Source organism: Nonomuraea sp. SBT364 (genome assembly GCF_001083785.1).
GTDB lineage: Bacteria > Actinomycetota > Actinomycetes > Streptosporangiales > Streptosporangiaceae > Nonomuraea.
Genome location: NZ_LAVL01000058.1, coordinates 1 through 19,645 on the forward strand (window position 1 = coordinate 1; position 19,645 = coordinate 19,645).

General features: G+C 67.3%; 14 protein-coding genes and 2 pseudogenes. 10 read left to right on the forward strand and 6 right to left on the reverse strand.

The features are described 5' to 3' along the window. Positions 1 to 212 (reverse strand): hypothetical protein (locus ADY59_RS24475; RefSeq protein ID WP_156325703.1); only part of this gene is annotated, 212 nt, incomplete at its 3' end. 222 nt (positions 213 to 434) lie between these two features. Here ADY59_RS24475 and ADY59_RS24480 point away from each other — a divergent pair. Then, positions 435 to 1,607 carry an alpha/beta hydrolase family protein gene (locus tag ADY59_RS24480; protein ID WP_049566068.1) on the forward strand — a complete coding sequence of 391 codons (1,173 nt, stop codon included), beginning with the start codon at positions 435 to 437 and terminating at the stop codon, positions 1,605 to 1,607. 44 nt (positions 1,608 to 1,651) lie between these two features. On the opposite strand, the gene ADY59_RS24485 is transcribed toward ADY59_RS24480, so the two are convergent. Next, on the reverse strand, positions 1,652 to 2,965 hold the full coding sequence (locus tag ADY59_RS24485; RefSeq protein ID WP_082310366.1) for a UDP-glucose dehydrogenase family protein: 1,314 nt from the start codon (positions 2,963 to 2,965) through the stop codon (positions 1,652 to 1,654). A gap of 126 nt (positions 2,966 to 3,091) precedes the next feature. Between ADY59_RS24485 and ADY59_RS24490 the strand changes: the two genes are divergently transcribed. Beyond that, positions 3,092 to 4,255, forward strand: a complete 1,164-nt coding sequence (locus ADY59_RS24490) for an acyl-CoA dehydrogenase family protein (RefSeq protein WP_049566071.1) — start codon at positions 3,092 to 3,094, stop codon at positions 4,253 to 4,255. A 498-nt stretch (positions 4,256 to 4,753) separates the two neighbouring features. On the opposite strand, the gene ADY59_RS24495 is transcribed toward ADY59_RS24490, so the two are convergent. From ADY59_RS24495 to ADY59_RS54080, 3 genes and pseudogenes are all read right to left on the reverse strand, one after another. Next, positions 4,754 to 5,083: a helix-turn-helix domain-containing protein gene (locus tag ADY59_RS24495; RefSeq protein WP_049566073.1), complete on the reverse strand. Its 330-nt coding sequence runs from the start codon at positions 5,081 to 5,083 to the stop codon at positions 4,754 to 4,756. Next, positions 5,080 to 5,466, reverse strand: a complete 387-nt coding sequence (locus ADY59_RS24500) for a type II toxin-antitoxin system RelE/ParE family toxin (RefSeq protein ID WP_049566076.1) — start codon at positions 5,464 to 5,466, stop codon at positions 5,080 to 5,082. Before ADY59_RS24500 ends, ADY59_RS24495 begins: the two co-directional genes overlap by 4 nt. Positions 5,467 to 6,181: 715 nt before the next feature. Continuing rightward, positions 6,182 to 7,555 (reverse strand): annotated as a pseudogene (locus tag ADY59_RS54080) (IS481 family transposase); the annotation flags it as partial. Between the two features lie 170 nt (positions 7,556 to 7,725). On the opposite strand from ADY59_RS54080, the gene ADY59_RS50235 reads away from it, so the two are divergent. From ADY59_RS50235 to ADY59_RS54085, 4 genes are all read left to right on the forward strand, one after another. Further along, a complete protein-coding gene (locus ADY59_RS50235; RefSeq protein WP_156325704.1) occupies positions 7,726 to 8,112 on the forward strand; it encodes a hypothetical protein in 387 nt (128 codons plus the stop codon). Then, positions 8,109 to 8,885: a hypothetical protein gene (locus ADY59_RS50240; protein ID WP_156325705.1), complete on the forward strand. Its 777-nt coding sequence runs from the start codon at positions 8,109 to 8,111 to the stop codon at positions 8,883 to 8,885. Before ADY59_RS50235 ends, ADY59_RS50240 begins: the two co-directional genes overlap by 4 nt. 600 nt (positions 8,886 to 9,485) lie before the next feature. Next, on the forward strand, positions 9,486 to 10,595 hold the full coding sequence (locus tag ADY59_RS24510) for a DUF262 domain-containing protein (protein WP_049566081.1): 1,110 nt from the start codon (positions 9,486 to 9,488) through the stop codon (positions 10,593 to 10,595). Positions 10,596 to 10,606: 11 nt separating this feature from the next. After that, on the forward strand, positions 10,607 to 11,266 hold the full coding sequence (locus ADY59_RS54085) for an MAE_28990/MAE_18760 family HEPN-like nuclease (RefSeq protein WP_442937717.1): 660 nt from the start codon (positions 10,607 to 10,609) through the stop codon (positions 11,264 to 11,266). A gap of 92 nt (positions 11,267 to 11,358) precedes the next feature. On the opposite strand, the gene ADY59_RS50245 is transcribed toward ADY59_RS54085, so the two are convergent. Next, positions 11,359 to 12,189 carry a hypothetical protein gene (locus tag ADY59_RS50245; RefSeq protein ID WP_156325706.1) on the reverse strand — a complete coding sequence of 277 codons (831 nt, stop codon included), beginning with the start codon at positions 12,187 to 12,189 and terminating at the stop codon, positions 11,359 to 11,361. Positions 12,190 to 12,728: 539 nt separating this feature from the next. Here ADY59_RS50245 and ADY59_RS54090 point away from each other — a divergent pair. The 4 genes and pseudogenes from ADY59_RS54090 to ADY59_RS24530 form a co-directional block, all read left to right on the forward strand. Beyond that, positions 12,729 to 12,809, forward strand: a pseudogene (locus ADY59_RS54090) (hypothetical protein); the annotation flags it as partial. 495 nt (positions 12,810 to 13,304) lie between these two features. After that, the gene (locus ADY59_RS24520; RefSeq protein WP_049566086.1) at positions 13,305 to 13,850 is read left to right on the forward strand and encodes a GNAT family N-acetyltransferase; all 546 of its coding nucleotides are present in this window, start codon (positions 13,305 to 13,307) and stop codon (positions 13,848 to 13,850) included. A 122-nt stretch (positions 13,851 to 13,972) separates the two neighbouring features. Next, positions 13,973 to 17,005 carry an ABC transporter permease gene (locus ADY59_RS24525; protein WP_049566088.1) on the forward strand — a complete coding sequence of 1,011 codons (3,033 nt, stop codon included), beginning with the start codon at positions 13,973 to 13,975 and terminating at the stop codon, positions 17,003 to 17,005. Further along, positions 17,002 to 19,584: an FtsX-like permease family protein gene (locus ADY59_RS24530; protein ID WP_049566091.1), complete on the forward strand. Its 2,583-nt coding sequence runs from the start codon at positions 17,002 to 17,004 to the stop codon at positions 19,582 to 19,584. The genes ADY59_RS24525 and ADY59_RS24530 overlap by 4 nt, the downstream gene beginning before the upstream one ends. The last annotated feature ends 61 nt before the right edge of the window (positions 19,585 to 19,645 follow it).

Consider the following 19,645-nt stretch of genomic DNA (forward strand, 5'->3'; position numbering starts at 1 on the left):
GTGGGAAGGGCGGGCGGCATCGGCAGATACAGGAGGCCCGGCACCGGGTGCGGCGTCTCGCCGTCCCCCGCGTACGCGCCGATCAGCGCGGCGATGGTCAGCACCGCGGCGAGCAGCGCGTCGCCGACGACGGCGCGGCGGGACGGCCGGTCGGTCCGCGCCCGTGGCCGCAGCAGATCGAGCAGGCGCTGCCATCGTGGATCCGCTGTCACCGGCCCATTGTCCCGTTCGGGCGATTCGTGGCGCATCGTGCTCAATGACCAGCCGGGTGACCGTCAGGAGTACATCGCAGGGATGACGTCGCGGCCGGTCGTCCCCGCGAAGCAGCAGATCTCGGCGCCACGGCCGACGCGCGGCGGGACCGGCCGCGCCTAGCTTCGTTCCCGCCAACAGGGCCGCCGAGGCGGCCGTGCCGAGCGAAGAACGGATGTTCCATGCGACGTGTGACAGAGCCGGCAGGTGTGGCCCGGCGGACCCTGATCGGGAGCGGCGGCCTGATAGCCGTCCTGGTAGCTGTGGCCCTCGTGCCCGCGCCCGCCGCCGCGCGGAGCGCCGCGCCCTACCTGCCCGAGCCCACCGGCTCCCACCCGGTCGGCACCACGTCCCTGTGGGTGAAGGACTCCTCGCGCCCCGACCCCTGGGTGCCCACCGTGAAGCACCGGGAGCTCATGGTCTCCCTGTGGTATCCGGCCAGGTCGCCGGGCCGGCTGCGGGCCCCGTACATGACGGCGAAGGAGTCCGGGCTGTTCCTCGGGGACGCGGGGATCACCGGCGTGCCGGCCGACGTGCTCAGCAGGACGCGCACCAACGCCTTCACGGACGCCAAGCCGGCGGGCCGCAAGCGCGGCCTGCCACTCGTGGTGCTCTCGCCCGGCTTCGGCAAGCCGCGCAGCACGCTGACCGCCCTGTCGGAGGAACTGGCGAGCAGGGGCTACGTCGTGGCCGCGATCGACCACACGTACGAGAGCGTCGCCACGACCTTCCCCGGCGGGCGGGTCACCACCTGCGTGCCCTGCGAGGGCGATCACGAGCCCAGCCTCTTCACGAAGGTGTCGAAGGTCCGGGCGGCCGACGTGTCCTTCGTGCTCGACCGGCTCACCGGGAAGCGCGCGGCGTGGAAGGGAGCCTCGCTGATCGACCCGTCGCGGATCGCGATGGCGGGCCACTCCGCGGGCGGCGCGAGCACGATCGCCGCCATGCTCGGCGACTCCCGGATCCGCGCCGGGATCGACGTCGACGGCACCACGCCCGACGGCATCCTCGACCGCGACCTGACGCGGCCGTTCATGTTCCTGGGCAAGCCCGAGACGTACACCCCGGGATCCGGCCATCCGGCGGCCGCCACCTGGGAGCGCGACTGGAAGCTCATGACCGGCTGGAAGCGCTGGCTGCTGGTGAAGGGCACGGTGCACGCGTCCTTCACCGACGTCCTGCCGCTGGCGGAGCAGCTCGGCATCGACGCCGGCGCGGAGCTGCCGGGAGCCCGCTCGCTGGCGATCACCCGCCGCTACGTGCGCGCCTTCCTCGACCTGCACCTGCTGAGGAAGCCGCAACCCCTGCTGGACCGGCCGTCACCGCGGTATCCCGAGGTCAGCCACCACGGATGAGGACCGCCGCCCGGTGCGCGCGCCGTCGCACCGGGCCCGCGGCCTCAGGGGCGCCCGAGCGCCCGGTAGTGCCACCCCGCCGAGCGCCACGCCTCGGCGTTGAGCGCGTTGCGCCCGTCGACGATCCGCCGCGTGGCCACGACCGCGCCGAGCTCCTCCGGGTCGAGCGCCACGAACTCCTCCCACTCGGTCAGCATCAGCACCACGTGCGCCCCGCGCACCGCCTCGACCGCCGACTCCCCGTAGTGGAGCTCCGGGTGCGCCTTGCGCGCGTTGTCCAGCGCGATCGGGTCGTAGACCGTGACCTGGCCGCCCTGGTGCCCGATCGTCACCGCGACGTCGAGCGCGGGGGAGTCGCGGATGTCGTCGGAGTTGGGCTTGAACGCCGCGCCGAGCACCCCGACGGTGCAGCCCCGGAACGACCCGCCGGCCAGTTCCCTGGCCAGGTCGACCATCCGGGCCCGGCGGCGCATGTTGATCGCGTCGACCTCGCGCAGGAACGTCAGCGCCTGGTCCGCGCCCAGCTCGCCGGCCCGCGCCATGAACGCCCTGATGTCCTTGGGCAGGCAGCCGCCGCCGAACCCGAGCCCCGGGTTGAGGTAGCGCCCGCCGATGCGGTCGTCGTAGGACAGCGCCAGGGAGAGCTGCTGCACGTCGGCGTGGGCGGCCTCGCACACCTCGGCCATGGCGTTGATGAAGGAGATCTTGGTGGCCAGGAACGAGTTGGCCGCGGTCTTGACGAGCTCGGCCGTCGGGAAGTCGGTGACGACCATCGGCACGTCGCCCAGCGGCTCGTACACCTCGCGCAGCACCTTCTCGGCACGCTCGCTGCGCACGCCGAGCACGATCCGGTCCGGGTTGAGGGTGTCCTGGACGGCGAACCCCTCGCGCAGGAACTCGGGGTTCCAGGCCAGCTCGGCCTGAGTCCCGGCCGGGGCCAGCAGAGCCAGCTTGTCGGCCAGCCGCTCCGCCGTGCCCACCGGCACGGTCGACTTGCCGACGACCATGCACTCACGGTCGAGGTAGGGGGCCAGGGATTCGATCGCGGCGTCCATGTAGGACACGTCCGCGGCGTACTCACCGCGTTTCTGCGGCGTCCCCACGCACACGAAGTGCACGTCGCCGAAAGCGCCCACCTCCTCGTAGGAGGTGGTGAACCGAAGCCGGCCGGATTCGAGCCCCCGGCGCAGCACGGGCTCCAGGCCCGGCTCGTGGATCGGGAGCTCACCGTTGTTGAGACGGCGGATCTTGTCGGCGTCGATGTCGAGGCCAAGGACGTCGAATCCGAGGTCAGCCATGCAGGCCGCATGGGTGATGCCCAGATATCCGGTCCCGATCACCGTGAGGCGATATGGCACGAGTGAACTCCTTTCGATCGCCGTGGCATGCTACCGGCTCTTGGCTACCTCCTTCGTGCCACCTGGGCATACCCCGCAAACCGTACCGACTAGTAACAAGATGCTCGGACGTCCTAGTATCTGAGCATGGACTTTCCTCTGTACGCGCCCGCCGAAGAGCACGACATGCTCAGGGACACGGTCAGGGCCCTCGCCGAAGAGAAGATCGCCCCGCGTGCCGCCGAGGCGGACGAGAACGAGGAGTTCCCCTGGGACGTCTACAAAGCCCTGGTCGCCGCCGACCTGCACGCCGTCCACGTCCCTGAGTCGTACGGGGGAGCGGGGGCCGACGCGCTCGCCGCGGTCATCGTCATCGAGGAGGTCGCCCGCGCGTGCGCCTCGTCCTCGCTGATCCCGGCCGTCAACAAACTGGGTACGGTGCCGCTGCTGCTGTCGGCGTCCGAGGAGCTGAAGTCGACCTACCTGCGGCCGGTCGCCACCGGCGAGGCGATGTTCTCCTACGCGCTCTCCGAGCCGGAGGCCGGATCGGACGCCGCCGCCATGAAGACGCGGGCGGTCAAGGACGGCGACCACTACGTCCTCAACGGGACGAAGATGTGGATCACCAACGCCGGCGTGTCCGAGTACTACACGGTCATGGCCGTGACCGACCCGTCGGCCGGAGGGCGGGGGATCTCCGCCTTCGTGGTGGAGAAGTCCGACGAAGGCGTCTCCTTCGGGCCCAAGGAGCGGAAGCTCGGCATCAAGGCGTCGCCGACCCGGCAGGTGATCCTGGAGAACGTCCGCATCCCCGAGTCCCGGATGATCGGCGAGCCGGGGACCGGGTTCAAGACCGCCCTCGCGACCCTCGACCACACCCGCGTCACGATCGCCGCCCAGGCGCTCGGCATCGCCCAGGGGGCGCTGGACTACGCCGTGGGGTACGTCAAGGAGCGCAAGCAGTTCGGCCGGCCGGTGGCGGACTTCCAGGGGCTGCAGTTCATGCTGGCCGACATGGCCATGAAGCTGGAGGCGGCCCGGCAGCTCACCTACCACGCGGCGGCCAAGTCGGAGCTGGCCATGCACGGACAGCCGCAGAAGGACCTCACGTTCCTGTCCAGCGCCGCCAAGTGCGCGGCCTCGGACGCCGCCATGGAGATCACCACGGACGCGGTGCAGATGCTGGGCGGGTACGGGTACACGAAGGACTTCCCGGTCGAGCGCATGATGCGCGACGCCAAGATCACCCAGATCTACGAAGGGACGAATCAGATCCAGCGCATGGTCATGGCCCGGCAGCTCCTCAAGTAGGCGTCCAAAGGCATCGCCTTCGCGGCCCCAGGCGCTTCGCGCCGACCGGCTCAGCCGTTCTCATTGGGGGGCACAGCCCCCCAAACCCCAGCTCACAAGCCGCTCTCGCCGATGTGTCACGCTTGAACGCGCCCTCGAACATCACGCAGAGTCATGGCCCGCCAGTTGTTGAAGTAGAGGCTAAGGCACGGAAACCTGGCTCTCCTGAAGTGGTGAGCCGGGTCCGCTGACGCACTGGCTGATCTTCGGTGTCCGACTGTTCCGTCCGTGTTCCGTGATCTTGAACTTCATAGTTGTCGGGACTGCTTCACATACCTTGCTGGCGCAGTGCTCCTGGAGGGTGCTGGGGCAACCTCCCGTGGTTCGCCCATGCCGAGTCCAGCGGAACGGTGGTCTAGGTGAAGCAGAGGGGCGAGTCCCGGGTGCTGAAGCACGGAGGGATCACCTGCAACGCCAGAAGTCGAAGGGACGTCGCATGTCCGACAGTCGGGTCCATGGTCAGGCGACCCGTACCGAGTGGGGTCCGACGCTGATGGTCACATCGACGTGGCCGCCGAGTGCAGCCGCGTAGGCGCGGATGGTCTCGAGTTCCATTGAGTCCATGTCGCCGTTCTCGATCTGGGAGACGCGTGCTTGTGAGATCCCAAGCGCAGCCGCCACCTCGGATTGCGTCTTGCCGACCGACTTGCGCAGCTCTTTCAGATGGTGGCCAGCGACATAGGCATCCAGGTGCGCATCGGCGGCGGCCTGCCGCTGCGGGTCGGCCAGTTCGGGGTACAGCCGGTGCGCTTCCGCCTTGACCTCACGCCAGTTGCGTCCCGGGCTCATCGCTTGTCCTCCCTCTTCGTGTCAGCCGACTTCGCGGCGCGGTACTCGGCGTAGCGTGCTTTGGCCAATGGGATCGCCTCCTCGTACCAGCGTGACCATCTGCCAGCCTTGTCGCCGGCGGCAAGGAAGATGGCTTCCCTGTCCGGATCGAAGACGAACACGATTCTAATCTCGGTTCGCTTCCGCGAGCCTGGGCGAAGCTCCTTGAGATTGCTCATGTCGCTATCTATGAGGGTGTCCACTAACGGACGTCCGAGAGCTGGGCCGATCTCTGCAAGCCGGTCGATGGCCTTCTCGATCAGCGTGGCGGATTCTGGGTCGCTCTCGCAGAGCTTGAGGAACCATGACTCGACAGGTTCCAGCAGCACTATCTCCCATGCCATGCAGGCACTATAACACCTGACTTATGTCAAAAGCAGGCAATTGGCCCAACCTCCTGGACGCGAGCCTTGGAAGCGCAAAGCCCGTGCGTGGGGTGCTGGGCTTCCGGGTGGACAGTCGGAGTCGTAGGTCCCTGATGCGTCAGTGGGGTTGCGTCGCATGGAGAGCACGATGTTGATCAAATGGCCAGTCCGCCAAGATTCATCAAGATGTCTAGTCCCATGAGATGCCTGACGTTTCTGTCCCACGACATCGGCGACAGGTGATCTAGGAAACATGGTCGACCTTGTAGGGCCGATGCACTTTGACGTTGCGGACCGGAAGGTCGGTGGTGCGGTGCACCGTGCGTGGCCCTTCCTCCAGGTCGATGGTCAGCGTGGTGTCGCTGACGTGCACGGTGACGACCTGGCCGGCGTGCAGGCGGCCGAGGGAGACGGCCTGCCGGGTGACCATGATCACGCCGAAGGCGTTCGCGCGCCGCTGCACCGTGACCGGTGACCGCTGCGGGATCGGCGGCGGCCCCGCCGGGCGGGCGCCACGCAGTTGCAGGCACTTGGCCCAGATCAGCGGGTTCGGGCGGGTGCGCAGCAGGTGGCGGGTGTCGGCGTCGAGGAACATCAGCGTGTTCTCCTCGATCCGGATGGTGACCCGGCGGCCACCCAGGATCTCCGCCGCCAGCAGATACCGGCCGGCCAGGCTGACCATGCCGTACTTGTTCACCGTCCGCTCCACCTCCACCACCGCATCGTTCTCCGCCTGCGGCAGTGGCGACGGCCCCGCCGCACGGCCTCCGTCGGCGAACAGCCGGGCCAGATCGGTGGTCGACAGATGCGAGCGCAGGCTCTTCAACCGGACCCCGCCGACCAGCAGATGGATCACGTTCACGTCCGCCCAGAAGGTGATCACCTGACCGGCGCGGGCCGGACCGAGCCAGAACTGCTTGCCCGCCACCCCCAGGTTGCCGCTGGCCGGCACCACCCGGTCGAACTCGACCGGCCCACCCGACCAGGGCGCCGCTGGACTCGCCGCCCGCTCAGCCCCGCGCTCGCCCTCGTCGCTGCTCTTGCTGTTGATTCGGCCCTTCGGCGCCGCAGGCGTGACGTCGGCCGCCACCTCCTCGGCGGCAGGCGGCAGGTCGGGCTGCGCGGTCAAGATGGCCGGCAGACGCAGCGGCAGCAGCTCCCGCTCGGCCTCGCCCACCGGCGTGAACCGGTCAGCCGGGACCGCCATGTCCAGGCTCTGATGCGGCCGGGCGGTGTTGTAATGCGCCACCCACCCATCCAGCGCCGCCTGCACCGCGGCCAGATCCTCAAACGGACCGGCGCCATCCAGCAGCTCGCGGCGCATGCTCTGGTGGAACCGCTCCACCTTGCCCGTGGTGGTCGGCGAGCGCGGCTGGGTCAGCCGGTGCACGATGGCGTTGTCCCGGCAGATCCGGTCGAACAGCACCTCACCGCCATGACCGAACCGCGCGGTGAACTGCTTGCCGTTGTCCGTCAGCACCTCACCCGGCGCTCCGAACGCCCGCAACGCCCCGGTGAAGGCCAGGCATACGGCCCGGCCGGTGGCCCGCACCACCGCCTTGGCGATCACACAGAACCGCGAATGGTCATCCACCCCGGTGACCACCTTCACCTCACGCCCGTCGGCCAGAAACACCCCGCCGACGATGTCCAGCTGCCATAACTCCATCGGCGCCTCCCGCTGCCAGCGCCGATAGACCCGCTTACGCCGCCCCGCACCAGGCTCGATCAGCCCATGACGCACCAGCGCCCGATACACCCCCATCCGCGACGGCGGTGGATCGACCCCCCGCCGCCCGATCTCGTGCACCAGCCGGACCGGACCCCACCGCGGATGCCGGCGCCGCAGCTCACACACCAGCACCTCCACCTCGGCCGCCATCTGCGACGGGGACGAATGGGGCCGCCGCGACCGATCCACCAGGCCGCCCAGTCCCGACTCCCGATAACGCGACACCCAACTCGACAACGTCTGCCGCGCCACCCCGACCTCGCGGGCTACCTCGGTCACCGAACCGCCAGCCAGCACCGCCAGCACAGCCCGATACCGCTGCTCCACCACGGACATATCCACCAGGGCCAATCCCGGCCTCCCGACGCACGACGCCGCAACGACGCACGACAGACTGACCGACGACAGCACCTGTCGCCCATGTCCTGGGACTCATCCGTCAAGCATGTCCCGGGACAGCACATGCAGCCATAGCAGTTGAGTCCGCAGATCGCTAAGCTGTGGCCGTGGTCGAGCTGCCGGATGAGCTACGTGTTCTGATAGAGGGCAGCTCCCAACTCCCCGAGCAGACGCGTAAGGCTCTTTGCGAGGCTCTTGCCGAACATGGCCAGGAAGTCCTCGCCGAAGCTTCGCGAGTCGCTGCCGGCCAGCATCTTGGGGGCGGCGATCCCATGATCACACCGGGAATGATAGTGAACATGGCCTACTGGGTGCGGAATGGTTATATACGTCGGGGACCAGACAAGAAGCAGATTATTGCAACAGTCGTTGGAGGGTCTTCGACGTTTGTTGGTGGTGTTTTTGTCAATAATATCACCACCCCCTGGGGTGCGATCGGCTTCGTTGTATGCGCGGTTCTTCTGCTGCTAAGCATACATTGGGGTTCCAAATGACCAATGATGATATGCGTCAACCGGAGTCGGAAAATCCAGTGATGACTAGAGATGCCGAGGAGCTTCTCAATCAGTCGGTGGCCGAATTCCGTAGCAATCTTCTCAATATTGCACGTAAGGAGCAAGTTTCTCGGGCCACACCGTCCAGAGAGATCACATCGCAAGAGGTAATCGCAGCTCTGGATCAAATTGGGTTTGCGATCGACCGGGAGGCGGCGGCGAGCCAGATCAGGTTCAACCGTCATCGATTTCGAAGAATTGCCATCGCGGTAGCTGTAGTTGCGCTCGCGGCTTTGGCTCTTGCTGCGGCGGTTCTCATAGCGGTTAATCGTGGCCTTAGCGGGATCGATCAACTGGCCTCATACTTGGGAGCGCTCGTTTCGGTCGCCGCGCTAGCGAGTGGGACCGCATCTGTGTGGGCGGCAATTTCGAGTCGACGTGCTGGCGAAGAAGCCTCGCATGCAACTGAACTAGCAGCGCTGGCCGGAAGGCAAGCCCAAGTGGTCCTCGGGTGGGCACATCTTGAAAAGGCGCTTGTTGAACGATATGGAAGCCAGTCCGACGACTCGCACAGACATGTTGGGCTCAGTCAATTGATTCAAACGTATTCGAAGCAAGCGCATTTGAGCGATAACGAAATCACGGAACTGCGAGAGATCCTCCAACTACGCAACAAGGTTGCGCATGTAACAGGAGAAAGGATCGATCGAGCTGAACTAGAGAGAATCATTCCGCTGATCCGACTTCACATTTCCCGACTTGAGGGACATTAGAGCAATATGCTCGGCCATATGGTTTGCATGACATGGTTCAACGGCTAATAGCTAAATTCGGACTTGGCGTCACTTTCAAAGTCTGGCCCATGTATCAATAATCCCTATCTGAATGTAGCAGCGTAGGTGAAAATATGCTGCCGCGCCGCTTCCGGTGCTCGGGCCTGGCGGCCCTGTGCTCCGGGTCGGCTTGCCACCGGATACGCGGGGTTTCTGTGGTCCGCTGTACAGCGGGAAAGCACAGCAACGCCCGCCTCGCCCCGCCCGACCATCCCACAAGGTGAGCCAGCACTGCTGCCGCGGTAGCCAGGGTGTACCTCCGCTATTGCACGTGCAGCTAGGAGGCATATTGGCGATGGCCTGCCGGCGCGTGTCACGGGTTACTCGGCCTGATCATGCTGGTTGTGGATGGTCGCCAGGCAGCGATGTCTTCCTTAGCCCCAACGGCGGGCTATTAGGTGTGAGGACAGTAGCGCCCGCAGACCTCCGAGGTTCTTGGAGGTCTGGTCATCCGCGCAACCGAAAGACTTGCTGCGAGGACCTCACAATGCGCCCGTTCAGTCGGTAAGATTGGATACGTCCGTCTCGTGAGGAGAACACATGGCACTCGAAGCAGAGATCGAACAGAATCGCAAGAACATTCGATCAGACTCCCTCACCATGTCAGTCGGCGAGGTAGTAAATATGTACCGGGACCGCGAGATTATCATACAACCCGAGTATCAGCGCCTATTCCGCTGGGACATAGAGAAGCAATCGCGACTTATCGAGTCCCTCTTGCTCGGAATTCCGTTGCCGCCGATTTTCGTATCCGCAAACGAAGATGGCGTGTGGGAAGTAATCGACGGCCTCCAGAGGATTTCGACGATTCTCAAGTTCATGGGTGAGCTCCGTGAGGAGCCTACAGAACAGCTTATGGACCCCGAACCGTTGGTAGGGACGAGGTATCTGCCGTCTTTGGATCGCATCACATGGGCAGAATCGAGCCGTGCCTTCAGCGGTAGCCAAAAGATCGAGTTCAAGCGCGCTCGACTCGATTTCCGCATTCTTCTCAAGGAGAGCGACAAAAAAGTCCGATACGACCTATTTGATCGGCTAAACAGCGGGGGTGCGATAACGTCAGCTCAGGAAGTGCGTACTGCAATACTCCTGATGGAGCATCCAGAGTTCTATCGTTGGCTGGACTCGCTACGAAATTTGGATGACTTCTCTTCATGTGTACCACTCACCACGCGTCAAAAGGAGGAGCAGTACGACATCGAATTGGTACTCCGATTCGTAGCCCTCTATTTCTCGGAGTCCACCAAGCTGCGGGCACTCTCCGACATGGACGCGATTCTGACCGAGCGAGCCCTGGAACTAGCTGGTGATTCCGACTTCGAACGGGCGGCAATCGGTCAGAATTTCTCGGCAGTCTTTCGAATCCTCAGCTCTCTTGGCCCTGATGCCTTCCGTAAATTCGACAACGCGAAGAAGAAGCCTGTGGGTGCCTTTTCTGTGTCCGCCTATGAGGCGGTAACTCAGGGTATCTATGAACACCTGGAGAGCTGGCTGGTAGTCCCGGAGCAAGATAGGGACCTTAAGCTTCTCGCATGTGTTAGTGAACTATGGGTGGACGATGTCTTCAAGAAGAACTCCGGAGCTGGCGTCAGGCCTACTCAGAGAATACCGCACATGAGGCTCGTCGGTTCTAGGATTTTTGCTCCTTAAGGTAGGTTGATATGAGCATCAGATCCGTGGATGAGCTTGGATCCCACCTTATCGAAGAGCTTAAATGGAGATCGGCGGAGCTAGATACGTGGGAAGGTTTGGCCAGTTCATGCCGACATCACCAGCGGACTGGTGTGCTTCGTGCAGGCGTTGCCTTACTGTACGCCCATTGGGAAGGATATATAAAGGAAGCTGCTCGCGCTTACCTTGAATACATCAGTCTGCAAGGGCTGCGTGTAGGTGATCTCAGGGATGAGTTGGCTGCAGTCGCGCTAAGAACAATGCTCGGAAGTGGCGAACAGTCAAAGAGGTCATCAGATCACACAAGTATAGTCTCGGCGCTCAGAACCGAGCTACAGCGTAAGGCGCACATCTCTCACGAACGCTCTATGATCAGAACTCGGTCGAATTTGAAGTTCGACGTCTTTGAGGACATAATGCACTCTATTGGGTGCGACTCCTCTCGGCATGAGCTGCAGCGAGCAATGATCAACAATCGCTTGGTGAAAAGCCGGAATGACATTGCTCATGGGCGCAGGCTTGTGATTGAAGTCGAAGACTGGATTGACATGCGTACAAGAGTCGGTGCGATCTTGAAGGACGTCCGGGATCAAATCAGAGTGGCAGCTGAGACTCAGGCATATAAGCGCGCAGATCCTGAGATTTTCTAGTCGTCAAGGTCGTCTTTATCTGTACAGGGACGAACTGGAGCAAGTTATCCTTCCCGGACTACCGAGATCGCCAAGTTGAAGAGCGGTGGAAGTTAGGTGTGTTCTGCCATGTTGATGTCTTCAACGGGCTGGTTCCTATAGTCAAAGAGGCCGAAGGCCATCCCCACGACTTCGATAACCTCGCTGGCTACTAAAACCAACGCAGGGATCGAGACCGTCAACTGCTGGGTGCTGACGCCGTCTGCTATATCCAGTGCCTGTCGCTCCTGCAAGCTGAGAACTGCCCATGCATCTCCATGGGCGGCACCGCTGCATGCGCGCCAGAGAAACTTAACGTGATCGCCCAAGTCTGCGATGAAGTTTCCCGCATACCCGACGATCTCGGCGTACCGGATAGGTTCTACAGCTTTCCCGGGTGATAGGCCAGCACCACTGGCGATGCCCTTGACGCGGGCTATGCGTTCGCCCTTTGGTCGTACGAGATTAGGATTCAAAAGCTTAGCCGCTGCGTCTGAGTTAGCCACATTGTCCGCCTGGACACGGAGGGCACGTAGCACGCGCTCTGATCTCTCGGCCGGACCAAGTAGCCAGATCGCGCGACAAGCGTTTTCCAATGCTGCACGTAGCAAGGTCCAATGAGCTGCTACCTGGAAAGTCATCAGGGTTGACTCGCAGGACGGGCAGCCATCAGTCATTCGCCGTATGGCCTGTAGATGGTCAACCGCGACCACCAGTGCGCTGGCTGCAGCGTGGGACCCGTGGAATGGATTTGACTGCTGATCATCTAGTGCCAAAACTGTCCCGGGTTCGGCTCTAAGGATCGTATCTCTTGAGCTGGTTCGACTAGAAAACTCGTCGATCATCACGAAGATTCTCGTGAGTTGCTGCAACGCTCTCTGATCTTCGTCCATAAGGTCAGGCACGCATCACAGCGTACGCCGCAGCGCACGGATCGTCTCCTAGATATCGCCTCCGTCTTCACGAAGCGCAGCGCAACTTCCTCGGCGCTAGAGTAAGCGCGCTTTAGCAACGTCTGCATTCGTGGGATCTCCTGCTCGTTGTTCGGCACATCGAGGTGATTCGGGTCTGCGATAGCTCGAAGCGTCGAGAGACCGAACCCTGCGGTTGAGGCGCTGGGGTGTGGCCGGCGAATCGTCAGACGGTGCTGGTGCTCCCGCGTGGTGCTGTACAGCAGCCCCGGATACAGCAACGCGGCCTCACATGGGCAGACGCCACCAGTTTCCAACTACCGCTTGAGCAGGACGAGGAAGCCTCTACGTGGTGACTGGTTCCCGTTTGCAAGCAGGCGCTCACCAAGGAGTTGCGCGGACTGCCCAATGCTCTGCCTTGTTCCGTCGCTGTTCCGTGGGAGCACCGGAACCAGCGAGAAGCGATGCGAGATGTCCGCAGGCGTAGCCGCTGCTCCACCGCGTGATCGCCATGTTTCCGCAGGTGATCGAATCGTGGGTCGGAGATCACCCAGATCTACGAGGGGACGAACCAGATCCAGCGCCTGGTGATGGCTCGGCAGCTTCTCAAGTAGGCGCCTCGCGCCCATGGGCTCAGCCGGTCACACGGGGGCACAGCCCCCCAAACCCCAGCTCACAAGCCGCTCTCGCCGATGCGTCACGCTTGAACGCGCCCACGGACATCACGCAGAGTCATGTGTTGAAGGAGACGCCAAGGTACGGAAACCCGGCTCTCCTGAAGTGGTGAGCCGGGTCCGCTGACGCACTGGCTGATCTTAGGTGTCCGCCTGTTTCGTGATCTTGAACTTCATCGTTGCCGGGACTGCTTCCCACACTTTGCCAGCGCAGTGCTCCTGGAGGGGGCTGGGGCAACCTCCCGGGGTTCGCCCATGCCGAGTCCAGCGGAACGGGCCGATCCAGGGATGTGTGGTCAAGGGGGTCCGCTGTTTCCGGGTCGCGTCCCAGATGATCGCCTTTCGTCCCTGTTTGTGAGAGCCGATGCGGGCCGAGGTGTTGTGGCGCTCACGCCGGGTTCGGGGCCCGCCGATGGCTCCCGTTAGGTTGGTCGGGTGGGGAGCTATGGGGATCTGCCGGCGGAGCTGGTGACCGAGCGGCTGCGGTTGCGGCGGTGGGTGCCGTCGGATGCCGAGGGATACCGAGGGTTGTGGCTTGAGCGGGACCCGCGGGTGCCGCCGGTGCGGCGGATCGACGCCGAAGGACGCCCAGCGGTCGAGGAGATCCGCGGCTGGCTCCTCGACAATCCGCTGGCGGCGGATCCGGGGCTCGGGCTGCTGCCGATCGAGCTGCGAGACACCGGTGAGTTCATCGGCTACTGCGGGTTGACCGTCGGCCATGGATCGTTCGACGAACCCGAGATCGCGTACGAGCTGGCACAGCGAGCGCACGGGCACGGTTACGCGACAGAAGCCGCTCGTGCGGTCGTCGAAGCGGCGGCCCGGACCGGACGCCGGCGACTCTGGGCGACCGTGTGGGAGTGGAACGCGCCCTCGCTGCGCGTCCTCGAGAAGCTCGGCTTCCACCGGAGCGACCGCATCACCGAGGACCCCGAACGCGGCCTCACGATCTGGATGACGCGCGTACTCGACCCGGCCTAGAAACGTGAGCACCGGCCGGGGATGAGTCCTCGGTCGATCACATGCGCGTATCAGGTGTGTCTTCACCCTTGCCTCAGTCCCGCGGGGCCCCGAACGTCTAATCATCGGGAAGGAGAGCACCGATGCGGGGACCGCTGGTCGTCAAGCGGGCGCTCGGCGAGCCGCTGCTCCTCCTGGCCGCCTTCGGCGCGATCCTGCTGACGACGACCACGCTGGTGGCGATGACGATGTACGCCTCCTCCATCGCCGGCGCGGGGGTGCGCAGGGCGATGGAGACGGCCTCGTACAGCCGGACGACCACCACGATCAGCGCCCAGATCGACGCCGGGACCTTCCCGAAGTACGACCGGGTGGTGCGCGGCGAGCTCGCCTCGGCTTACGGAGCGCCGCCGGCCGTCACCACCAGCCTGCGCTCGGACTCGTACGTCATGCCGGGGCAGGACGGCGAGAAGCAGCCCGAGCTGCTGCGATTCGGCAGCCACGACGGGCTCGACCGGCACGCCCGGCTGGTCGCGGGCAGGTGGCCGCGGACCGGCGGGCAGGCCGTCGAGGCGGTGATGGCGGCGTCGGCGGCCGGGGTGACCGGGTTCGATCTCGGCGGAGAGTTCGTCACGAAGCCGCGGCGCGACGGGCGCCCGGTCCAGGTCCGTGTCGTCGGCGTCTTCCAGCTCGACGACCCCGTGGGGGAGCGCTGGGCCGGCGAGGAGCTGCTGAGCAGGGGCGTGGAGCGCGGCGACTACACCACGTACGGGCCCCTGATGGTGACGCGGGAGACGTTCCTGGCGCGCTTCGCCACCGGAGTGAGGGCCGTCTGGGCGGCCGAGCCGGATCTCGGCGCGCTGACGCCCGAGCGGCTGCGCCCGCTGGCCGAGGCCGCCGGCCGGGTGGGCGAGCGGCTGTCGGCGGCCGGCTGCGTGTACTGCCTGACCGCCGGCGCTCTGCCCGAGCTCCTCACCCAGCTCGACACCGCGACCCTGGTGGCCCGCTCCATGGTGCTGACCCCGGTGCTCCAACTGCTGCTGCTGGCCGCGTACACGCTGATGCTCACCGCGCGGCTGCTGGCCGACCATCGCCGCATGGAGGTGGCGTTGCTGCGCTCGCGCGGCGCGGGCACGACGCGGCTGGCGGCGCTGGCGGGGGGCGAGGCGCTGCTGGTGGCGGTCCCGTGCGCGGTCGTGGCGCCGTTCCTCGGGCCGCCGCTGCTCGCGCTGATCAGCCTGCTGCCCTGGATCAGGGCCTCGGGAGTACGGCTGGCGCCGCAGGCGGACCTGGGCACCTTCGTCGTGTCGTTCGGGGTGGCGCTGGCCGCGGCCGTGCTGATGGCACTGCCTGCTGTGGCGGGCGCGCGGCGCACGTACGTGGAGGAGCAGTCGGCGCGCGGCCGAGGCGGCCGGCGCGGGCTGATCCAGGGGGCGGGTGCGGACCTGGCGCTGCTGACGGTGGCCGCGCTGGCGATCTGGCAGCTGCAGCGCTACGGCGCGCCGATCACCGCGACGGCGGCGGGCGGGCTCGGCATCGACCCGCTGATCATCTCCGGCCCGGCCCTGGCCCTGCTCACGGGCGGCCTGCTGGGGCTGCGGCTGGTGCCGCGCGTGTCGCGGCTGGCCGAGCGGCTGACCTCGCGCCGGCCCACGCTCGCCCCCGCGCTGGGCGCCTGGCAGGTCAGCAGGCGGCCGCTCAAGTACGCCGGCCCCGCGCTGCTGCTGACCCTGGCGGTCGCGATCGGCGTCGTCTCCATGGCCACCACCTCCACCTGGCAGGCTTCGCAGCTCGACCAGGCCGATCACCAGGCGGCGGCCGACCTGCGCCTGTCGGGGCCGTCCGAGGGGCCCGAGCTGGGGGCGCTCGGCCGGGGCACGGCGTTCACGGGACTGCCAGGCGTCGCCGCCGCCTCCCCCGCGTTCCGCGCGCCGACCGAGGTCGACGGCGAGAGCACGCTGCTTCTCGCCTTGGACGCGGGCAGGCTCGGCGAGCTGTTCCGCCTGCGCCCCGACCTGTCGGAGTCGACGGTCGCGCAACTGTCCGCGGCCCTCGCCGGAGATCGGGCGGGCCGGCTGGAGCTGCCCGGACGGCCCCGCGCCCTCACCGTGCGGGTCGAGTCGGACGCCGCCGTGCCGGCCCGGCTGGTGCTGTCCGACGCGCTCGGCGTGTGGCGCGACCTGCCGCTCGGCGACCTGCGGGAGGGCGGCAACCGGATCGAGCTCGACCTGGCCCCGCTGGCCGGCCGCGCCGGCGCGATCACCTACCCGCTGTCGGTACGCGGCGTCGTGGCGGGCGAGCGGGCAGACCTGAGACTGATCGGGCTGGGCGCGGACGGCCGGGACGTACCGGTGGCCGGGGCCGTCGCCCACCCGCAGGGTGTGATCGCCTTCGGGCCGTCGCGGGAGCCGGGGCCGCTGCCCGTGGTGCTCACCTCCGGCCTGGCCGCCACGCTCAAGCTGGACGTCGGGCAGAGCGGGCCCGTCCGCCTCGCCGGCCAGGTCCTGCGGGTCGAGGTCGCCGGCATCGTGACGAGCATGCCCACGAGCGCCCCGGACCAGCAGGCCGTGCTCGCCGACTGGGAGACGCTGCAGGCGTACGAGCTGGCCGAGGCGCGCCCGTCCCGGCCCGCCACCGAATGGTGGCTCGCCGCCGCCGACACCGCGCCCGCGCGGGAGATCCTCCGCCGCAACCCGCAATGGGACGTGGCCGCGGTCGACCGGCGGGAGCTGGTGGCCAAGCTGCGCGACGATCCGCTGGCCGGTGCGCTGCAGGGCGCGCTGATCCTGGGGTTCGCCGCGGCGCTGGGCTTCGCGGTGCTCGGGTTCCTGGTGAACGCGGTGGTCGCGGCGCGGGAGCGGCGGGCCGAGTTCGCCGTGCTGCGGGCGCTGGGCACCAGCTCCCGCCAGGCGCTCGGGATGCTGGCCACGGAACAGGCGTTCGTCGTCGGGTTGTCGCTCGCGGTCGGCACCGGGCTCGCCGTGGTCGTCGGGAACCTGGTGGTCCCGCGCGTCGTACTGACCGGGCAGGCGTCGGCGGTCACGCCCGGTGCGCTGTTCCACGTCCCGTGGGCGGCCGTCGCCGCGATGCTGGCCCTGGTGACGGCCGTGCTGGTCGCCATCGTCGCCGGGCTGGCCCGGCGCGCGTGGCGGGGACAGACCTTGGAGGAGCGGTGAGAATCCCGCTGGGCGTCCGGGCGCACGCGGGCACGGCGGCGCTGCTCGTCGTGCTGACGGTGGTCGCCTGCCTGCTCGTCGCCGGGCTGCCCAGGACGATGCAGGCGTCGTTCGACGACGCGCTGCGCCGGTCGCTGGCCGAGGCCGCCGCGGTGCGGGCCGACCTGACCGTCACCGGGCCCCCGTCCTCGCCCGCCCGTGAACTGCACTCACGCGCGGAGTTCGAGACCGGTGACCGCGACTGGCGCCGGCTCCTCCCGGCGACGCTGCGGCCCCTGATCGGGCCCGGCGGGCACATCAGCGCCAAGACCTACCGCACCCCCGTCAACGAGACGAGCGGGACGCGCATGTTCGTCAACCTCGGCTGGCTGTCCGACGCCGGCCGGCGTGTGGACTGGGTGCGGGGCCGCGCGCCCGGCAAGCCGTCCACCATGCGCTACCTGGGATCGACGATCCCGGTCATCGAGGTGGGCGTCGTGGAGGAGGCCGTGGCCCGGATGGGGCTGCGCGTCGGCCAGACGAAGATGCTCGGCGGCAGCGTGCACACCGCCGCGAAGGTCGTCGGCGTCTTCAGGGCCAAGGACCCGGCCGATCGCTCCTGGAGCCACGACGCCGAGGTCCTGCACGTCACCAGGGTCCTGCCGGTGGACGGGCCGGAGGAGCTCCACACGACGACGCTGATGTCGGACGACGGGCTGAACGCGCTGACGAGCAAGGCCACCACCCTGACCTACCGCTGGGTCCTGCCCCTCGACGGGCGGGCCGCGAGCGCCCGGGGCATGCCGGACGTCGAGGCCGCGGTCGCCGAGTACCGGCGGCAGGTGGACGTCCGGGGAGCGGGCACCAGCAGCTACCGCCTGGTCACCGGGCTGCCCCAGCTGCTCGCCGGTTTCCGGACCGTGCTGGCCGCCGCGCAGACCGTCATGTACCTGGTGCTCGGCGGCCTGTTGGCGGTCGCGCTCGGCGTGATCGCGCTGGGCGTGCGGCTGCTGATCGACCGGATGGAGCCCACGATGGCCCTGGCGCGGGCGCGCGGCGCCTCGCTGGGGCAGGTGGCGGCGGCCGGGGCCACGCTGACCGCGCTCACGGTGGCGCCCGCGGCGCTGGCCGGGTACGCCCTGTCGTTCCTCCTGCCGGGGCCCGTGCTGCCGATCGTGCACCTCGGACCGGCGGTCGTGCTCGTCACCGCCGTGGCCTTCGCCGTGGCGCGCCTGATGCTCACGCATCGCACGCCGCTGCGGGAGCGCCGTGCCGACCTGGTCGCCGTCCGGCCGTCCGTGCGGCGGGTGACCGTGGAGGCGCTGGTCGTCGTGCTCGCGCTGGCGGGGGCGTACCTGCTGAGGGCCCGGGAGCCGTCCGGCACCGCCCAGCAGGATCCGTTCCTGCTGCTGATCCCGGTCGCGCTGACGCTCGCGGTCGCGCTGATCACCTTGCGGTGCTACCCGTACCCGCTGCGGCTGCTCGTCCGGCTGGCCGCGCGGGGGCGGCAGGCCCTGCCGTTCCTGGGACTGACCACGGCGGCCAGGGGGCGGTCCACGGGCGCGCTGCCGGTGCTGATCCTGCTGCCCGCGCTGAGTCTGTCGGTGTTCGCCGCGGTGGTGCACGACGGGATCACCACCACGCAGCGGCTCGCGTCCTGGCAGAAGGTGGGCGCGCCGATCAAGCTGACGTCGGACGCGAACATCCCGTCCGACGCCATCGAGCGGGTACGCCGCGCTCCCGGGGTCGAGCAGGTGGCGCCCGCGCTGACGGGCCGCATACAGATCACGGCCACCGGCGAGCGGCCCTACGCCGTCGCCGTGGACCTCCCACGGTGGCGGCAGGTCGTCGAGGACGCGCCCATCACCCTGCCCGCCCTGTCCGGCGGCACGTCCGCGCTGCTCTCGCCCGCGCTGGGCAGCCGGGACGCCTTCGACATCATGTGGCTGTCGCCGGTGCGGCTGAACCCGCAGGGCGTGATCGACGCGGTGCCCGGTTTCCAGTTCAGCGGGCAGTTCCTCCTCATGTCGCGGGAGGTGCTGCCCTGGCCCTCGGCCGACACGCTGCTGATCAAGGGTGACATCTCGCCCGCCGAGCTGGCGCGGCTGGTCCCGTCGGCCACCGTGGAGACGCAGGAGGCGGCGCTGGCGGCCATCCAGGCAGACCCGCTCACCGGTACGGTCCGCGCGACGATGGTCGTGGTGAGCGTGGCGTTGGGGGCGTACGCGCTGGTCGCGATCGTCCTGTCGCTGGTCGTCGGGGCGGCCGGGCGGGCCAGGGCGGTGTCGTTCCTGCGTACGCTCGGGCTGTCCGACCGGCAGGCCCGGCGGCTGACCCTGCTGGAACTGCTGCCCGTCGTCCTCGTCACGGCGCCGGTGGGCCTGGCTCTGGGCCTGGCACTGCCGCCCGCGCTCGGGCCGGGCGTGGACATGTCCGCGTTCGCCGGTGGCCTGCCGGTCGCCGATCACACGCCGGGCCTGCTCACGCCCGTGGCGCTGGCGGCCGGGCTGGGGCTGTGCGCCGTGCTCGGTGCGTACGCGCACACCGCCATGAGCCGCCGCCGCAACCTCGACGCCGCCCTCCGCGTCGGCGACCCCTGACACGGCCCGGCAGCCGGGGCCAGGCGGCCGACGAGGTCGTCGGCCATCGTGCACGCTGCCG